General features: G+C 74.3%; 14 protein-coding genes, 1 CRISPR repeat array and 1 riboswitch. Of the genes, 6 read left to right on the forward strand and 8 right to left on the reverse strand.

Translation table 11 applies throughout. From position 1 onward, the window contains the following. Positions 1–2 precede the first annotated feature (2 nt). On the forward strand, positions 3–635 hold the full coding sequence (locus ABZ945_RS28480; protein WP_361275176.1) for a sulfite oxidase-like oxidoreductase: 633 nt from the start codon (positions 3–5) through the stop codon (positions 633–635). Positions 636–654: 19 nt separating this feature from the next. On the opposite strand, the gene ABZ945_RS28485 is transcribed toward ABZ945_RS28480, so the two are convergent. From ABZ945_RS28485 to thiO, 6 genes are all read right to left on the reverse strand, one after another. Next, on the reverse strand, positions 655–1,155 hold the full coding sequence (locus ABZ945_RS28485; protein WP_361275179.1) for a DUF4396 domain-containing protein: 501 nt from the start codon (positions 1,153–1,155) through the stop codon (positions 655–657). A gap of 199 nt (positions 1,156–1,354) precedes the next feature. After that, a CRISPR array of direct repeats spans positions 1,355–1,689; the repeat unit is 30 nt; unit sequence CGGACCACCCCCGCTCGCGCAGGGACCACG. 147 nt (positions 1,690–1,836) lie between these two features. Then, complete coding sequence (locus ABZ945_RS28490) at positions 1,837–2,694, reverse strand: deoxyribonuclease IV (RefSeq protein ID WP_361275181.1); 858 nt, start codon at positions 2,692–2,694, stop codon at positions 1,837–1,839. Positions 2,695–2,700: 6 nt separating this feature from the next. Further along, on the reverse strand, positions 2,701–4,710 hold the full coding sequence (pknB, locus tag ABZ945_RS28495) for a Stk1 family PASTA domain-containing Ser/Thr kinase (RefSeq protein WP_361275184.1): 2,010 nt from the start codon (positions 4,708–4,710) through the stop codon (positions 2,701–2,703). Between the two features lie 135 nt (positions 4,711–4,845). Then, complete coding sequence (locus ABZ945_RS28500) at positions 4,846–5,640, reverse strand: thiazole synthase (RefSeq protein WP_361275186.1); 795 nt, start codon at positions 5,638–5,640, stop codon at positions 4,846–4,848. Positions 5,641–5,645: 5 nt separating this feature from the next. Further along, complete coding sequence (thiS, locus tag ABZ945_RS28505; RefSeq protein ID WP_361275189.1) at positions 5,646–5,921, reverse strand: sulfur carrier protein ThiS; 276 nt, start codon at positions 5,919–5,921, stop codon at positions 5,646–5,648. 34 nt (positions 5,922–5,955) lie between these two features. Beyond that, complete coding sequence (thiO, locus tag ABZ945_RS28510) at positions 5,956–7,191, reverse strand: glycine oxidase ThiO (RefSeq protein ID WP_361275192.1); 1,236 nt, start codon at positions 7,189–7,191, stop codon at positions 5,956–5,958. A gap of 15 nt (positions 7,192–7,206) precedes the next feature. Beyond that, positions 7,207–7,320: riboswitch (TPP riboswitch) on the reverse strand. Positions 7,321–7,437: 117 nt separating this feature from the next. Here thiO and ABZ945_RS28515 point away from each other — a divergent pair. The 5 genes from ABZ945_RS28515 to ABZ945_RS28535 all read left to right on the forward strand — a co-directional run bounded on the left by ABZ945_RS28515 (position 7,438) and on the right by ABZ945_RS28535 (position 12,149). Then, the gene (locus ABZ945_RS28515; protein WP_361275195.1) at positions 7,438–8,658 is read left to right on the forward strand and encodes an FAD-dependent oxidoreductase; all 1,221 of its coding nucleotides are present in this window, start codon (positions 7,438–7,440) and stop codon (positions 8,656–8,658) included. 65 nt (positions 8,659–8,723) lie between these two features. After that, a complete protein-coding gene (locus tag ABZ945_RS28520; RefSeq protein WP_361275198.1) occupies positions 8,724–9,089 on the forward strand; it encodes an Rv2175c family DNA-binding protein in 366 nt (121 codons plus the stop codon). A gap of 367 nt (positions 9,090–9,456) precedes the next feature. Continuing rightward, the gene (gene thiE / locus ABZ945_RS28525; RefSeq protein WP_361275201.1) at positions 9,457–10,107 is read left to right on the forward strand and encodes a thiamine phosphate synthase; all 651 of its coding nucleotides are present in this window, start codon (positions 9,457–9,459) and stop codon (positions 10,105–10,107) included. A 158-nt stretch (positions 10,108–10,265) separates the two neighbouring features. Further along, complete coding sequence (gene metF / locus ABZ945_RS28530; protein WP_361275204.1) at positions 10,266–11,183, forward strand: methylenetetrahydrofolate reductase [NAD(P)H]; 918 nt, start codon at positions 10,266–10,268, stop codon at positions 11,181–11,183. Positions 11,184–11,237: 54 nt separating this feature from the next. Then, positions 11,238–12,149 carry a hypothetical protein gene (locus ABZ945_RS28535; RefSeq protein ID WP_361275207.1) on the forward strand — a complete coding sequence of 304 codons (912 nt, stop codon included), beginning with the start codon at positions 11,238–11,240 and terminating at the stop codon, positions 12,147–12,149. Positions 12,150–12,188: 39 nt separating this feature from the next. On the opposite strand, the gene ABZ945_RS28540 is transcribed toward ABZ945_RS28535, so the two are convergent. Further along, positions 12,189–13,709, reverse strand: coding sequence for an NAD(P)/FAD-dependent oxidoreductase (locus tag ABZ945_RS28540; protein ID WP_361275210.1), 1,521 nt, complete (start codon positions 13,707–13,709; stop codon positions 12,189–12,191). Positions 13,710–14,240: 531 nt separating this feature from the next. After that, positions 14,241–14,852 carry a TetR/AcrR family transcriptional regulator gene (locus tag ABZ945_RS28545; RefSeq protein WP_361275212.1) on the reverse strand — a complete coding sequence of 204 codons (612 nt, stop codon included), beginning with the start codon at positions 14,850–14,852 and terminating at the stop codon, positions 14,241–14,243. Positions 14,853–14,861: the final 9 nt, after the last annotated feature.

Genomic DNA, 14,861 nt, shown 5'->3' on the forward strand with positions numbered 1-14,861 from the left:
ACATGGTTCAGCCAGGAAGCGAGGAACACCGGGCGGCGGGAGGGTCCGAGCTTCCACCGGGGCAGCGGCTCCAGCGCGGCTGGCCGGTCACCCACTACGGCCCCGTCCCCAAGTTCCGCCCGGAGCGCTGGGAGTTCCGGGTCTTCGGCGCCACCGCCGACGGGGACAAGCGCACCTGGAACCACGAGGAGTTCTCGGCACTGCCGTTCTCCACGGTCGAGGCCGATCTGCACTGCGTGACGAAGTTCAGCATGACCGGCGCCGAATGGGGCGGCGTGCCCGCCCGCACCCTCCTGGACATAGCACCCCCGGCGCCCGGCGTCACCCATGTCATGGTGTGGGCCGAGTACGGCTACAGCGCCAATCTGCGGCTCCCCGACTTCGCCTCGGACCGCACGATTTTCGCCACCCACAAGGACGGCGAACTGCTCACCGCCGAGCACGGCTTCCCCCTCCGCCTGGTCGTGCCGCACCTGTACGCCTGGAAGGGGCCCAAGTGGGTCCGCGGCGTCGAGTACATGACCGCCGACCGCCGGGGCTTCTGGGAGGAGCGCGGCTACCACAACATCGGCGACCCCTGGAGCGAGCAGCGCTACTCCTACCAGGAAGGCCCCGGAGACGGCCCCGAGCTCTGACTGCTTCCCTGCGGTGGGCTCACCGGTGGTACTGATGCACCACCGCGTGCCCCTTACCCCGCCCGATCATCCAGCGATTGACCGGCGTGGTGAGCAGGAAGGCGAGCGCCAGCGCGATGGCCAGGGCGCCCCAGAACAGCCCGTCCGTCAGATGCGCGTCCATGGCCCCCGGCCAGAGCGCCAGCACCCCGTTGTCGATCAGCTCCATCACGGCGATGGACAGCGTGTCCGCGGCCAGCGCCACCTTCACCGCCGCCCGGAACCCCAGCCCCGCCTTGAGTACGCCGCGCAGAGTGAGCGCATAGCCGAAGAAGAACGCCAGCACGATCGCGAGCACCATCGTCGGCAGGTTCCCCCACCCCAGCGCGGTGCCCACCACCATCCCCAGCACCTCCCCGATGGCGCAGCCGGTCAGGCAGTGCAGGGTCGCGGTAGCGGCCATGGCCCAGCTGACGGGGGTCTTGGCGGTGTGGCCGGTGTGGCCGGCATGTCCGGTGTGCTGGTCGTGCCGACGCTCCATGATGACCCCCGGGGTTCGTCGAACGTAGGCGGATGACCACCGCCACTGCGACCTAACGCTATACCCCTAGGGGGTATTCCCGTGGGATGTTCTGCCAGCCAGATACCGATCGGCGTATGGGGACGGGGCGGCCCCCCCGTCCCCGTACCCCTTCAGCGCGGCCGCCTCAGGCGCGCGGCCGTAGCAGCCACACGCCGGGCAGGGACCCCCCGCTCGCGCAGGGACCATGCCAGCGCCTTGACGATGGCGGCCTCCTGCGCCGGACCACCCCCGCTCGCGCAGGGACCACGGCCTCCGGCCGCCAGCGCCGCGAGCGGCAGGCGGACCACCCCCGCTCGCGCAGGGACCACCTGATCGGCGGCGAGCCCACGCTGCACCCCGCCGGACCACCCCCGCTCGCGCAGGGACCACGCGGCCTTGCGGGCCCGCTCATCCTTGGTGGCCGGACCACCCCCGCTTGCGCAGGGACCACGATGGATACCGGGACACCGGCCGTTACTGTCGCGGACCACCCCCGCTTGCGCAGGGACCACGCTTCGCGACCTGGGCAGTCAGAAGCGGTTTGCCGTTTCTTGACTATGTCGCCAAGGGCTCTTCAGGCTATCGACAGGGAGACGGTGTTGGGCGAGCATGGCGGCGCGGTCTAGCCAGTCTGCACCCTGCCGTCGCGCGCAGCCGTCCTCAGCGCAGCCGCTTCAGTCGGGCCACGTCGGCCGCGTGGCCCTCCGTGCCGCCGGGGGTCTCGATGACCAGGGGGACGCCGGCGGCTGCCGGGTGGCGCATCAGGGCGGCGAACGGCTCCTCGCCGATATGGCCGGAACCGATGTTGACATGGCGGTCCTTGCGGGCCCCCGTCACGTCCTTGGAGTCATTGGCGTGGACCAGCCGCAGCCGCCCCTCGCCTACCTCGGCGACCAGCGCGTCCAGGGTCCGCTCCACCCCACCCTCGGCGGCCAGGTCGTGCCCCGCGGCGAACACATGGCAGGTGTCCAGGCAGACCCCCAGCCGCGGATGGCGGTCCAGCGCCTCGAAGTACGGGCCGAAGTCCTCCGCCAGTGAGCAGAGCGAGGCGCCCTGTCCGGCGGTGGACTCCAGCAGCAGATACGGGTCGTCCTCCTGGGTCAGCTCGTCCAGCAGCGGCAGCATCCGCTCCCGTACCTGCGCCAGCGCCGTCTCCCGGGAGCGGCCCCCGGTCGCCGAGCCGGTGTGCACCACCACGCCCAGCGCCCCGATCTCCCGGGCCCGGCGCAGCGAGTGGCGCAGCGACACCACCGAGGAGTCCACCGTCGCCTCGGTGTGCGAGCCGAAGTTGATCAGATACGGGGCATGGACGTACGCCGGGATGCCGGCGGCCGCGCACTCGGCGCGGAACAGCTCGTCCTGCGCCGGGTTCCCGGCCGGGGTGGCCCAGCCCCGGGGGTTGGCGACGAAGACCTGCACGGCCTCGGCGCCGATCTCCCGGGCGTAGGACAGACCGGTCTTGGCGAGGCCGCCGGCCACCGGCACATGGCCGCCGACGGGGCTGGGCTGGTGGTGCACGTGCGCTCAGAGTCCCTTGGTCGTGATGGTGATGGTGGAGCCCTCCGGGGCCTGCTCGCCGCCGGCCGTGGACTGGCCGTCCACGGTGTCGCCGAGGAACGGGAAGCTCTTCTCGACCTTCACCTCGAACCCGGCGCCCTCCAGCTCCCGGGTCGCCTCGTCCACGTTGCTGCCGGTGACATCCGGGACCTCCACCATCCGCGGCCCCTTGGAGAGGGTCAGCGTGACGGTGTCACCCTCGGCGGCCTCACCGCCGGAGGCGGGGGACTGGGCGGCGACGGTGCCGGTGTCCTCGGTGGAATGCGTGCGCTCCTCGGCCACCTTCACCTTCAGCCCGGCGTCCTCCAGAGTGCTCCGAGCATCCTCCGGGCTCGCCCCGGTCAGATCGGGCACCTCCACCGCCGCGCCCTTGCTGACCACCAGGGCGACCGCGGAGTCCGGCTTCCGCTTGCTGCCCGGCTCGGGGTCGGTCGAGATCACCGCGCCCCGCTCGACCTCCTCGCTGAACTGCAGGCCGACCGCCCCCGGGGCCAGCCCGGCGGCGGTCAGCTCCCGCTTGGCCGCCTCCAGGTCAAGGCCGCGCACATTGGGCACCTTCACGATCTCCGGGCCCCGGGACACGGTGAGCGTCACCTTGCCGTTGCCCCGGATGCGCTCACCGGGCGCGGGATCGGCGGCCATCACCTCGCCCCGGTCGTACGAGCCGCTGAAGTCCCGCTTGACCGCCCGGACGCCCAGCCCGGCGTCCGCGAGCCGCTTCTCCGCCTCGGCCTGGCTCTGTCCGAGGACCGTCGGCACCCGGGTGAACTGGCCCGAGTTGATGTACCAGACCCCCGCGCCGACACCGAGGAACACCAGCACCGCGACCAGCGCGGCGACCAGCCCGCGGCGCGGACCGGCGGTTAGCAGCCGACGCGCCCGCGCCCCGGCCGCGGAGACGGCGGACCGACCGCCGGACCGAGGCGGAAGCGGCGGCGCGGCCAGCCGGCTGGTGTGCTGCACGTCCTCGGGTTCACCGCCCGGGCCCGGGCGGGAGAGCACACTCGTCCGCTCCGGACGGGCGATCGCGCTGGTCCGGTCCTCCGGACCGACCGTCCCGGGGGAATCGGCCGGATCGGCCGAATCGGCCGGCTCCTCCCGGGCGCCCGGCGGCACCAGGTCCAGCTGCTCCGCGCCGAGCGCGGCACGCGCCTGGCGGGTCAGCCCCAGCAGCGCCGCCGCGTCATGCGGACGGGTCTCGGGATCCCGGGCGGTGGCATGCGCCACCAGGGCGTCCAGCTCGGCCGCCAGCCCCGGCACGGACCCGGACGGAGCCGGTACGTCGGTGTTGAGGTGCTGGTACAGGACCTGCGCGGGGGTGTCCCCGGTGTGCGGCTTGGCGCCGGTCAGCATCTCGTACAGCACCACCCCGCAGGCGTACACATCGGCCCGAGTGTCCGCGGTGCCGTGCTCGATCTGCTCGGGCGCCAGATAGGAGACCGTGCCCAGCAGCGAACCGGTGGTGTCGGTGACGGCGCCCATGGCCCGCACCAGACCGAAATCGGCCACCTTGACCCGGCCGTCGTCGCCTATCAGCACGTTCTCCGGCTTCATGTCCCGGTGGACGAACCCGGCCCGGTGCGCGGCGCCCAGTGCGGCCAGCACCGGCTCCAGGATGTCCAGCGCCGCCCGCGGCCGCAGCGCACCCCGGCCGCGCAGCACGTCCCGCAGGGTGCACCCCTCGACGTACTCCATCGCCAGGTACACATACGCGCCCTCCGCGCCCTGGTCGAAGACGCCGACCACATTGGGGTGCGCGAGGCGGGCGACGGACTTGGCCTCCCGGATGAAGCGGTCCACGAAGGCGGCGTCGGTCGCGAGCGAGGGGTGCATCACCTTCAGGGCGAGCACCCGGTCCAGACGGGTGTCGACGGCCCGGTAGACCGTGGCCATGCCACCGACGGCGATGCGCGCGTCGACTCGGTAGCGGCCGTCGAGCAGCTGGCCCACGAGCGGGTCGTGCAGGGTCGTATCCACCCGGACGAGTCTACGAGGAGGTGCGGACGGCCCCGACCGCCCCGGCGCCCCGCTCGGGCACTGGGGCCGAGCTGTGACAGCCGGTGGCCGGAAGGTTTCCCTCCGCCCGTCGCCGCCCACGGGAAACGGCGGGGCTCAGAACGCCGGGCGCTCCGGATCGAAGTCGGCCCGGCCCTCCACCGGCGAGGAGGCCTCGGCGAAGTGGCGCCGCGGGATACGGCCCGCCCGGCGGGCCAGCCGCCCGGCCTCCACCGCGTGCCGCATGGCCTCCGCCATCAGCACCGGCTCCTGCGCCCGGGTCACCGCGGAGGCCAGCATCACCGCCGCACAGCCCAGCTCCATCGCCAGCGCCGCGTCCGAGGCGGTGCCCGCCCCCGCGTCCAGGATCACCGGGACCCCGGCCCGCTCGGTGATCAGCTGGAAGTTGTGCGGGTTGCGGATGCCGAGGCCGGAGCCGATCGGCGAGCCCAGCGGCATCACCGCCGCACAGCCCACATCCTCCAGCTTCCGGGCCAGCACCGGATCGTCATTGGTGTACGGAAGCACCGTGAAGCCGTCGTCCACCAGCGTCTCGGCCGCGTCCAGCAGCTCCACCGGGTCGGGCAGCAGGGTCCGCTCGTCGGCGACCACCTCCAGCTTGACCCAGTCGGTGCCCAGCGCCTCCCGCGCCAGCCGGGCGGTCAGCACCGCCTCGCCGGCGGTGAAGCAACCGGCCGTGTTCGGCAGTACCCGGATGCCCAGGCGCTCCAGCACCGAGAGCACCGAGCCCTGCACGGTCGGGTCGAGGCGGCGCATCGCCACTGTGGTCAGCTCGGTCCCGCTGGCCGCCAGCGAACGCTCCAGCACATCCAGGCTGGGCGCCCCGCCGGTGCCCATGATCAGCCGGGAGTCGAACACGGTCCCGGCGATGGTCAGACGGTCGTCGGCCATCGCGCTCAGCCCCCCTGCACCGCGGTCAGCACCTCGACCCGGTCGCCCTCGCCGAGCACCGTCCCGGACCAGGCGCCCCGGGGGACGACGGTCTCGTTGACGGCGGCGGCGACGCCGGAGGGAGCGGTGGTGAGGGTCGTCACGAGTACGTCCAGGGTGGTGGCCCCGGCCAGCCGCCGGGTCTCGCCGTTCACGGAGACGGTCACGGCGTCGCCGCCGGGCGCGCTCGCGGGCGCGTCGAGGGTTGCTGCGCTCGTAGGGGTGTTCACGGGGGTGTTCATGGCACTCCTCGGAGGGTCAGTGGGTTCAGTGGGTTCAGCGGGGGAGGGGGGCGGCGGAGGCGCCGGCCGAAACTGGAGCGCCCGCCCCGACGGTGCCCACCCCGGCGGCAGCCGGAAGCGCCGCGAACCGGGTCGGCAGAAAGGCCCGGGCCGCCTCCGGTAGCTCCCCGGTGACCAGCAGTTCCGCCATCACCTCGCCCGTCACGGGGGTCAGCAGCACCCCGTTGCGGTAGTGCCCGGTGGCGATGTGCAGCCCCGGCAGCGCGGTCGGGCCGAGCAGCGGCGCGTTGTCCGGGGAGCCCGGCCGCAACCCGGCCCCGGTCTCCACCAGCGGCAGCTCCGTGATGCCCGGCAGCAGCTCATGCGCGTCCCGCAGCAGCTCGTACACCCCGCCGGCGGTCACCGTGGTGTCCCAGCCCTGCTCCTCGCTGGTGGCGCCGATCACCAGCTCCCCGGTCTCGCGCGGCACCAGATAGATATGGCAGCCCCGGACCACCGCCCGCAGATTGCGGCTGAGGAAGGGGGCGTACGCCGGAGGCACGGCGAGGCGCACCACCTGGCCCTTGACCGGCCGTACCGGCGGAAGGGCATCCTCCGGTACGCCGCCCAGCCGGCCGCTCAGGCTGCCCGCGGCCAGCACCACCTGCCCGGCCGCCACCGAGGTGCCGTCCGCCAGGACCGCCCCGGCAGCCCGGTCCCGTACCACCGTCAGCCGCTCGGCGAACGACCGGTGGAAGACCACCCCGGCCCGCTCGCAGGCCGCCACCAGCGCCGCGCCCAACCGGCGCGGATCCACCTGGTGGTCGTCGCCGACCCGCAGCCCGCCCCGCACCCCGGGCGCCAGCATCGGCTCCAGCCGGCGGCACTCCCGGCCGGTCAGCCACTCCGAGTCCAGCCCCGTGCGCAGATGCAGGGCGTGCAGCTCGCGCAGCTCCGCCCGGTCGTCGGCGTCCAGCGCCACCGCCAGCGTCCCGCAGGAGCGGTGCCCCACCTCCCGCCCGGACGCCTCCTCCAGCTCGGCGACGAACTCCGGATAGCGGCGCGCCGAGGCCAGATTGAGCGCCAGCAGCTGCTCCTCGCCGTAGTGCAGCTCGGTCACCGCCGCCAGCATCCCGGCCGCCACCCGGGCCGCCCCGCCGCCCGGCTCCGGATCGGCCACCGCGACCGCGAGACCGCGCTGCGCCGCCCGCCAGGCCGTGACCAGCCCGATGATCCCGCCGCCGATCACCAGCACATCCGCGCCCGGCCCGACCCGCGCGGCCGGTGGCATGACTGTCTCCGTGTGCATGGGCTCCCAGCCCCTCCCTTCGCCGGCATGACCCGGATCAGGTTCGTACGGTCGGAGGCCGCCTCAGCCTCCCTCTCAGCCCGGTGCGACCGGGCTCCCGCGTGTGCTCTGCGTCCGCCAGCCTAACCCCGGCGGCCGACGCGCCGTAACGGCGGGCGACGCGTTTGTAAGGTTGCCCGGTGAGCAGGCGGACGACAGGCCGCACCGGCGGCCCGGAGGGGAGCGCGCATGGACGCGGAGCGGCGCGTGGTGATCGCGGGCGCCGGCATGGCGGGGGTGCAGACCGCGGTGGCCCTGCGGGACCAGGGCTTCACCGGCGAGGTGCTGATGATCGGCGCCGAACCCCACCAGCCGTACGACCGGCCCCCGTTGTCCAAGGCGATCCTGCTCGGCACCGCCGAGGGCTCCGCCTTCGAGGTGGACTTCGCCGCCCTCGGCATCGAACTGCGGCTCGGCCTGGAGGTCACCGCGGTACGCCCCGAGGCGCATGAACTCGACACCGCCGAGGGCCCGGTGCCCTACGACACCCTCGTCCTCGCCACCGGCGCCCGGCCGCTCGCCCTGCCCGGCGCCGAGGGCGTCCCCGGCGTGCACCTGCTGCGCACCCTGGACGACGCCGCCCGGCTGCGGCCCGTCCTGGAGAAGCGGCATGACGTGGTGGTGGTCGGCGCCGGCTGGATCGGCGCCGAGTTCGCCACCGCCGCCCGGGGCGCCGGCTGCGTGGTCACCGTGGTCGAGGCCGCCGACCGCCCTCTCGGCGGCGCCTTCCCGACCGAGGTCGGCACCCCCATGGCCGAGTGGTACGCGGAGAGCGGCACCACCCTGCTCACCCGGGCCCGGGTGGCGCACATCGAGCCCGGCGAGGTCGCCCTCGACGACGGCAGACTGCTCCCCGCGGACGCCGTCGTCGTCGGCATCGGCGCCCGCCCGGCCACCGACTGGCTGGCCGGCTCCGGGATCGCGCTCGGCCCCGACGGCTCGGTCACCGCCGACGACCGGCTGCGCACCTCCGCGCCCGATGTGTACGCGGTCGGCGACTGCGCCTCGTACCCCTCCGCCCGCTACGGCAAGCGGCTGATGGTCCACCACTGGGACAACGCCCTCCAGGGGCCGCGTACGGTCGCCGCCGCCATCACCGGCGCCCTCACCGGCGCCGAGGAGCCCCCGCCCTACGACCCGGTCCCATACTTCTGGTCCGAGCAGTTCGGCCGGTTCGTCCAGTACATCGGCCACCACGAGGCCGCCGACACCATGGTGTGGCGGGGCGACCCGGCGGAGCCCGCCTGGTCGGTGGCGTGGCTGAGGGACGGCGCCCTGGTGGCGCTGCTGGCGGTGGGCCGCCCGCGCGACCTGGCCCAGGGCCGCAAGCTCGTCGAGTCGGCCGCGCCCCTGGACGCCGCCCTGGTCGCGGACGCCTCCCGCCCGCTCAAGACCGCGCTCGCCGGCTGACCCGGTGGGGCCGGTCCGGCGTAGCCCCGCTACCGGCTGTCAGTGGCGGATGGCAGGCTTGTCCCGTGACCGAGATTGACGCAAAGACCGATGCTCTCATCCCCTCCTGGCTCTACCTCCCCGACATCGCGGAGATGCTCGACGTGGAGGTGACGCGCGTACGGCAGCTGGTCAAGGAGGGCCAGCTCATCGCCGTACGCCGCGGGGAGAACCGCGCGCTCCAGGTCCCCGCCGCCTTCATCAACGGCGACAAGGTCGTCAAGGGCCTGGCGGGCACCCTGACGCTGCTGCGGGACGACGGCTTCACCGACGAGGAGATGCTGGAGTGGCTCTTCACCCCCGACCCCACCCTCCCCGGCACCCCCGCCCAGGCCCTCAGCGAGAACCGCGGCACCGAGGTCAAGCGCCGAGCCCAGGCCCTCGCGGTCTGACCCACGCGCCCCCTCGCCCTCTGCCCCCTCGCGCCCTGGCCCCGGGACCCCGCCCCGGGGCCAGGGCCTCCGCCCCGCGGGGCTGACATCCCACCGCCCGGACGGCCCCGTCTCACGTCCTGGACGGGCGGCGGGTCTCATGGCCTGGACGGACGGACGGACGGGCCCGGACCGGCGGCGGCCCGCCCGGCCGACGGGGCGGCCGACGGGGGCGGCCGACGGGGGTGCGACCATGGCACGGGCCCGACAGGACCCCGGCCCGCCCGGGGGCCCGCTTCCGCATGCCACCGCACCACCGGTGCCCGCACGGCCCGCCGTGCCCCCGCACCCACCGTGCCCATGCACTCATCCCCGGGGGAGAACACCGATGCCCACCGCACGCGCCCGCCTCGCCGACGCCCGCCTCTACCTCTGCACCGACGCCCGCAAGCGCCAGGGCGATCTGCCCGAGTTCCTGGACGCGGTGCTCGCCGCGGGCGTGGACATCGTCCAGCTGCGTGACAAGGGCATGGAGGCCGGCGAGGAGCTGGAGCACCTCGCCGTCCTCGCCGAGGCCTGTCGGCGGCACGGCCGGCTGCTCGCGGTGAACGACCGCGCCGACATCGCCCACGCCGCCGCCTCCGACGTACTCCACCTCGGCCAGGGCGACCTGCCGGTGCCCGCCGCCCGGACGCTGCTCGGCGACGAGGTGCTGATCGGGCGCTCCACCCACGCCCAGGCCGAGGTGGACGCGGCCGCCGCGGAGCCGGGCGTGGACTACTTCTGCACCGGCCCCTGCTGGCCCACCCCCACCAAGCCCGGCCGGTACGCCCCAGGGCTGGACCTGGTCCGGTACGCCGCCGGGCTCGCCCAGCCCCGCCCCTGGTTCGCCATCGGCGGCATCGACGCGGGCAATCTCGACCAGGTGCTGGACGCCGGGGCGCGCCGGATCGTCGTGGTCCGCGCCCTCACCGAGGCCGACGACCCGGCCGCCGCCGCCGCGGACCTCGCCCAGCGCATCCGCGAACGCTCCGCCTGACCCCGGCAGCTCCCGACCCGCCGGCCGACCCCGACCCACCGGCTGAACTGCGCCAACGGTGTCCATGACTGTCCACCCAATGGACAAGATTCAGACAATTCAGTCCAATTCCCTCTGGTCTGGTTGGGTGACGCCGGGGCCCTGGCTAACCTGCCCGTATGGCCCTCGGTACCGCTTCCACCCGCCCGGACCGCGCACGCACCGTCCGCGACATCCTCGCCACCGGACGGCCGTCCTACTCCTTCGAGTTCTACGCGCCACGCACCGAGAAGGGCGAGCGCGGACTGTGGAACGCGCTGCGCCGGGTCGAGGCGGTGGCGCCGAGCTTCGTCTCCGTGACCTACGGGGCCGGTGGCACCACCCGCTCCGGCACGGTCAAGGCCACCCAGGAGATCGCCGCCGACACCATCCTCACCCCCGTCGCCCATCTGACGGCGGTGGACCAGTCGGTCGCCGAACTGCGGCATGTCCTCGGCCAGTACGCCGACGCCGGGATCCGCAACATGCTGGCCCTGCGCGGCGACCCGCCCGGCGACCCGCTCGGCGACTGGGTGCCGCACCCCGACGGTGTGCACTACGCCGCCGACCTGGTCCGGCTGATCAAGGAGTCCGGCGACTTCTGCGTGGGCGTCGCCGCCTTCCCCGAGATGCACCCCCGGTCCGAGGACTGGGACACCGACATCCGCCACTTCACCGCCAAGTGCAAGGCCGGCGCCGACTACGCCATCACCCAGATGTTCTTCGACCCGGAGACCTACCTCCGGCTGCGCGACAGCGCCGAGAAGGCCGGCTGCGAGACCCCGATCATCCCCGAGGTCATGCCCGTCACCAGCGTCCGGCAGCTCGACCGGCTGCCCTCGCTCAGTACCGCCCGCTTCCCCGACGACGTGAAACAGCGCATCCTCTCCGTCAAGGACGATCCGGCCGCTGTACGCTCGATCGGAATCGAGTTCGCGACGGAGTTCTGCGCGCGGCTGCTGTCCGAGGGCGTACCGGGGCTGCACTTCATCACGCTGAACAACTCCACCGCGACACTGGAGATCCACGAGAATCTCGGACTGCACGAGCAGTCCTGACCGGTCACATCCCGCCACCATCCCGGGCGGTGTGACCGCAGGGGAGGAGCGGGCATGGGCTGGACGGTCCTCTACATCGCATTCGGCGTGGTCGCGCTGTGGCTGCTGGGAGAAGTGCTGCTGCAGTACAAGGCGCGGCTGCGCTGGCGGTTGCTCGCCTTCGGCGGCTTCCTCACCGTGGTGCTCGGCGTACTGCTGCCGTCGGTCGTGGTGATCGCCGCCGGCGCCATCGCCTTCGCGGTCGGCCAGACCTATGTCACGCTCTCCTTCCGGCGCGGCTTCTCCACCGGCTGGGCCGTGGGCGGCCGCCCCGGAGCCAGCCGCCGCCGCAAGGCGGGCGCCGCCGTCGCGGACGCCGGCCCCACCCTGGAGGTCTCGGGCCTCGCCTACGAGCAGACGCCCGCCGACCCCTACGGCACCCCCGCCCCGTACGGCCAGGACGAAGCCCCCCACACTCCCACCGACCCCTACGCCCCCTACGGCACCGGCTACGCCCCCGACCCGAACCAGCCGTCGGCCGCCGAGACCACCGCCGTCTACCAGCCCGAGCCGCTCCCGGACGAGACCGGCCGGCTGTACGGGGTGTACGGCACCGCCGGCGGGGACCGCGGCCAGTCCGCCGCCGAGCCCCAGCCGCCCCACCAGGACCCCTTCGCCGGCTACGGCAGCTACCCGCCCCCCGCCGCCGCCCCCACCTACGACTACGGCTCCGGGTCCGGCGAGCAGGGCTACGCCGCCTACTCCGACCCGTACATCGGCACCTCCGCCGCACCCAGCGGCCAGGGCTACGACAACTACGGCGGCTACCACGCCCCGCAGCCGCCCGCCGACCCCTACGGCACCGACACCCCGCCCGGCGGCGTCTGGGTCCCGCAGCAGCGCGAAGGCGACGAGCAGCCCCCGGCCCCCGGCTACGACCCCACCTACCCTCACCCCCACGGCGACCAGCAGCCCTACCGCTACTGACCCTCCCCGGGGGCACCGCCCAGCCCCCACCCTGCCCGGTCACCGCGACCCGCGGAACCCGGCCCCCTCCACGATCAGCCCGGCCACCAGGGCGCCCGACATCCCGGCGTGCGCCAGCCCGCCGCCCGGGTGGGACCAGCCTCCGGCGAAGTACAGCCCGGCCAGCGGCGCCGGGTTGGCGGCGGGCAGCAGCGAGCCCCCCGCACCCGCCAGCGCCGGACCCGGCACCCGGCAACTGCCCGTCTCCCGCAAGGTGTCGGCCGGCGTCCGCACCTGCCGCCACAGCAACCGCTCCCGCAGCCCCGGCACAGCCGCCTCCGCGGCACCGATCATCGCCCCCACAAACCCCTCCACAGCCGAGCCCCCCACCCCACCCAGGGCCCCCGGCCCGCCGCCCCACAGCCCCTCGGCCGCCGGGACGGTGGCCGTCACCGTCACCGCCTCATGCTCCGCGTCCGGCCGCAGCCGCGCGTCGTCCGGGCGCAGCACCGTCACCGTCGGCCGCGCGGCCAGCCGCCCCCCGGCCAGCGCGGCCGACTCACCGTCCCGGTCGGCGGAGTGCACCACCGTCCGATGCGCCGCGCCCTCCTCCCGGGCCCCGCGCAGCGCCAGACAGACCGTCACCCGGCCCGTCGGCACACCCTGCTGGAACCGCGGCCACTCGTCCTGGTCGTCCCAGCCGATCACCTGCTCCCCGTAGAGCGCCGGCAGCGGGGCACCCGCGACCACATGGTCCGCGTCCACCACCCGGCCGTCCGCGAGCACCACGCCCACGGCCCGGCCGTCCCGCTCGACCACGTCCGTCACCGCCGTGCCGAAGGAGAACTTCACCCGCCGCTCACGGCACCGCTCGTACACCGCGTCCGCCAGCGCCCGCAGCCCCCCGGCCACATACCAGGTGCCGAAGGTCTGTTCCAGGTACGGCAGCACGGCGGCGGACGCGGGGGCGGTCCCCGGGGGGAACCCGTACGCCAGGGCGTACCACTCCAGCAGGGCCGCCAGCCGCGCGTCCCCGAGCTCCCGCCGGCCCACCTCGGCGAGCGTGCGCGCGCTCCGGCGCAGCAGCCCGGTGCGCGGGGCCGGGTACGGGTCGCGGGCGTACGGCGACACATCGGCGGGCAGCGGCTCCTCCAGCAGCGGCCGCCGCGAGCGCTCCCAGGCGTCCCGGGCGCGGCCCAGGAACGCGCTCCAGCGCTCCCCGGCCCCCGCGCCGAGCGTGGCGTCCAGCGCGGCGACGGTGCCGGAGCGGGAGGCGTTGGGCAGGGCGAGGGCGGTGCCGTCGTGGAAGAGATGGCGGCTCGCCGGGTCGACCTGGGTCAGCTGCACGCACCGCTCCAGCGGCTCCCGGCCGGTCTTGACGAACAGGTCCCGGTAGACCGCGGGCAGATGCAGCAGACCGGGTCCGGTGTCGAAGGCGAAGCCGTCCCGCTCGAACCTGCCGACCGCACCGCCGTAGGTCTCCGCGCGCTCGTACACCGCCACCGTGTGGCCGGCCACCGCCAGCCGCGCGGCCGCCGCCATGGCGCCCATTCCCGCGCCGATCACCGCAATCCGTGCCATGCCAGGGACCTTATCCGCTCCGGTCAGCGCCCCCGCCGGCCGGCCAGGCCAGCGCGGGGGCGGTGTCTGAGTATCCGTACTCAGCAGGCGGGATGAGTAGCGGGGCGGATGGGCCGGCGGCCGCTGGGAGGGAAGAGTGGAGCCCACGGAAAGGGGCGCGGCTCCGGGACCGCCGGCACGGGGCGGCGGAACCGGGACCGCGTACCCGCCGGAACGGGGGTGCACAAAGGAGAGCCCATGGACCACGGGGGACATCACGGGGGCCGGGCTCTCCCACCCGCGACGGGGAACGAGGGAGGCGCGGGACGGGGGACGGGGGAACGCTCCGCGAACGGGGGAGCGGGGACATCACGGGGACGGGGGAACGGGGGGAGAGAACGGGGGAAGACCGGCGGCGCCGGGGTGGTGGGGCTCTTGGGGGAGAGCCCGCCACCCCGGCGCCGCCGTTTGCGCTCGCCGTCGCCGTTTATGGCCTCCGCCTCCGCCGTTTGCGGTCTCCGTTTCCGGTCTCCGATAGGGACCGGACCGGGGTCAGTGGCCGCTGACGCGGCCGTGGAGGAGGAGGGACAGGGCGCCGTGGACATCGTCGAGTGAGCGCTCCGGCTGGAAGGCCTGCCAGTCCAGCGCGGCCACCAGCACCATGCCGACCAGCGCGGCGGCCGTGAGCGGGATGTCGATCTCCTCGCTCAGCTCGCCCTCGTTCACCCCGCCCCGTAGCACCGTCTCCACCACCGCGACCGCCTCCTGACGGACGACCAGCAGGGTGGACTGCCAGGCCCGGTTGGTGCGCCACAGCTCGGCCACGTACAGCTGGGTGAAGGCGGGGTAGCGGTGGATGAAGACCAGCCCGGCGCGGATCATCGCGTCCAGGGCCTCCACCCGGGTCCCGCCCCCGGCCACCGTGTCGTCGGCGGCCTGGCGCAGGGAGGCGGTCAGCAGCCCCACCCCGTGCCGCAGCAACTCCTCGAACAGCTCGCTCTTGCTCTTGAAGTTGTAGTAGACGGTGCCCTTGGCCACCCCGGCGCGTTCCGCGATCTCGTCCACGGTCGTGGCCGAGAAACCCTGCTCGGCGATGAGGGTCACGGCGGCCTCGTACAGCTTGGTGCGGGTGGCCTGCCGTCTGGTGCTGCTGCGGGTTTCCATGGTGTCGAT

The sequence above is a fragment of the Streptomyces sp. NPDC046887 genome (genome assembly GCF_040644755.1).
GTDB classification, from domain to species: domain Bacteria; phylum Actinomycetota; class Actinomycetes; order Streptomycetales; family Streptomycetaceae; genus Streptomyces; species Streptomyces lichenis.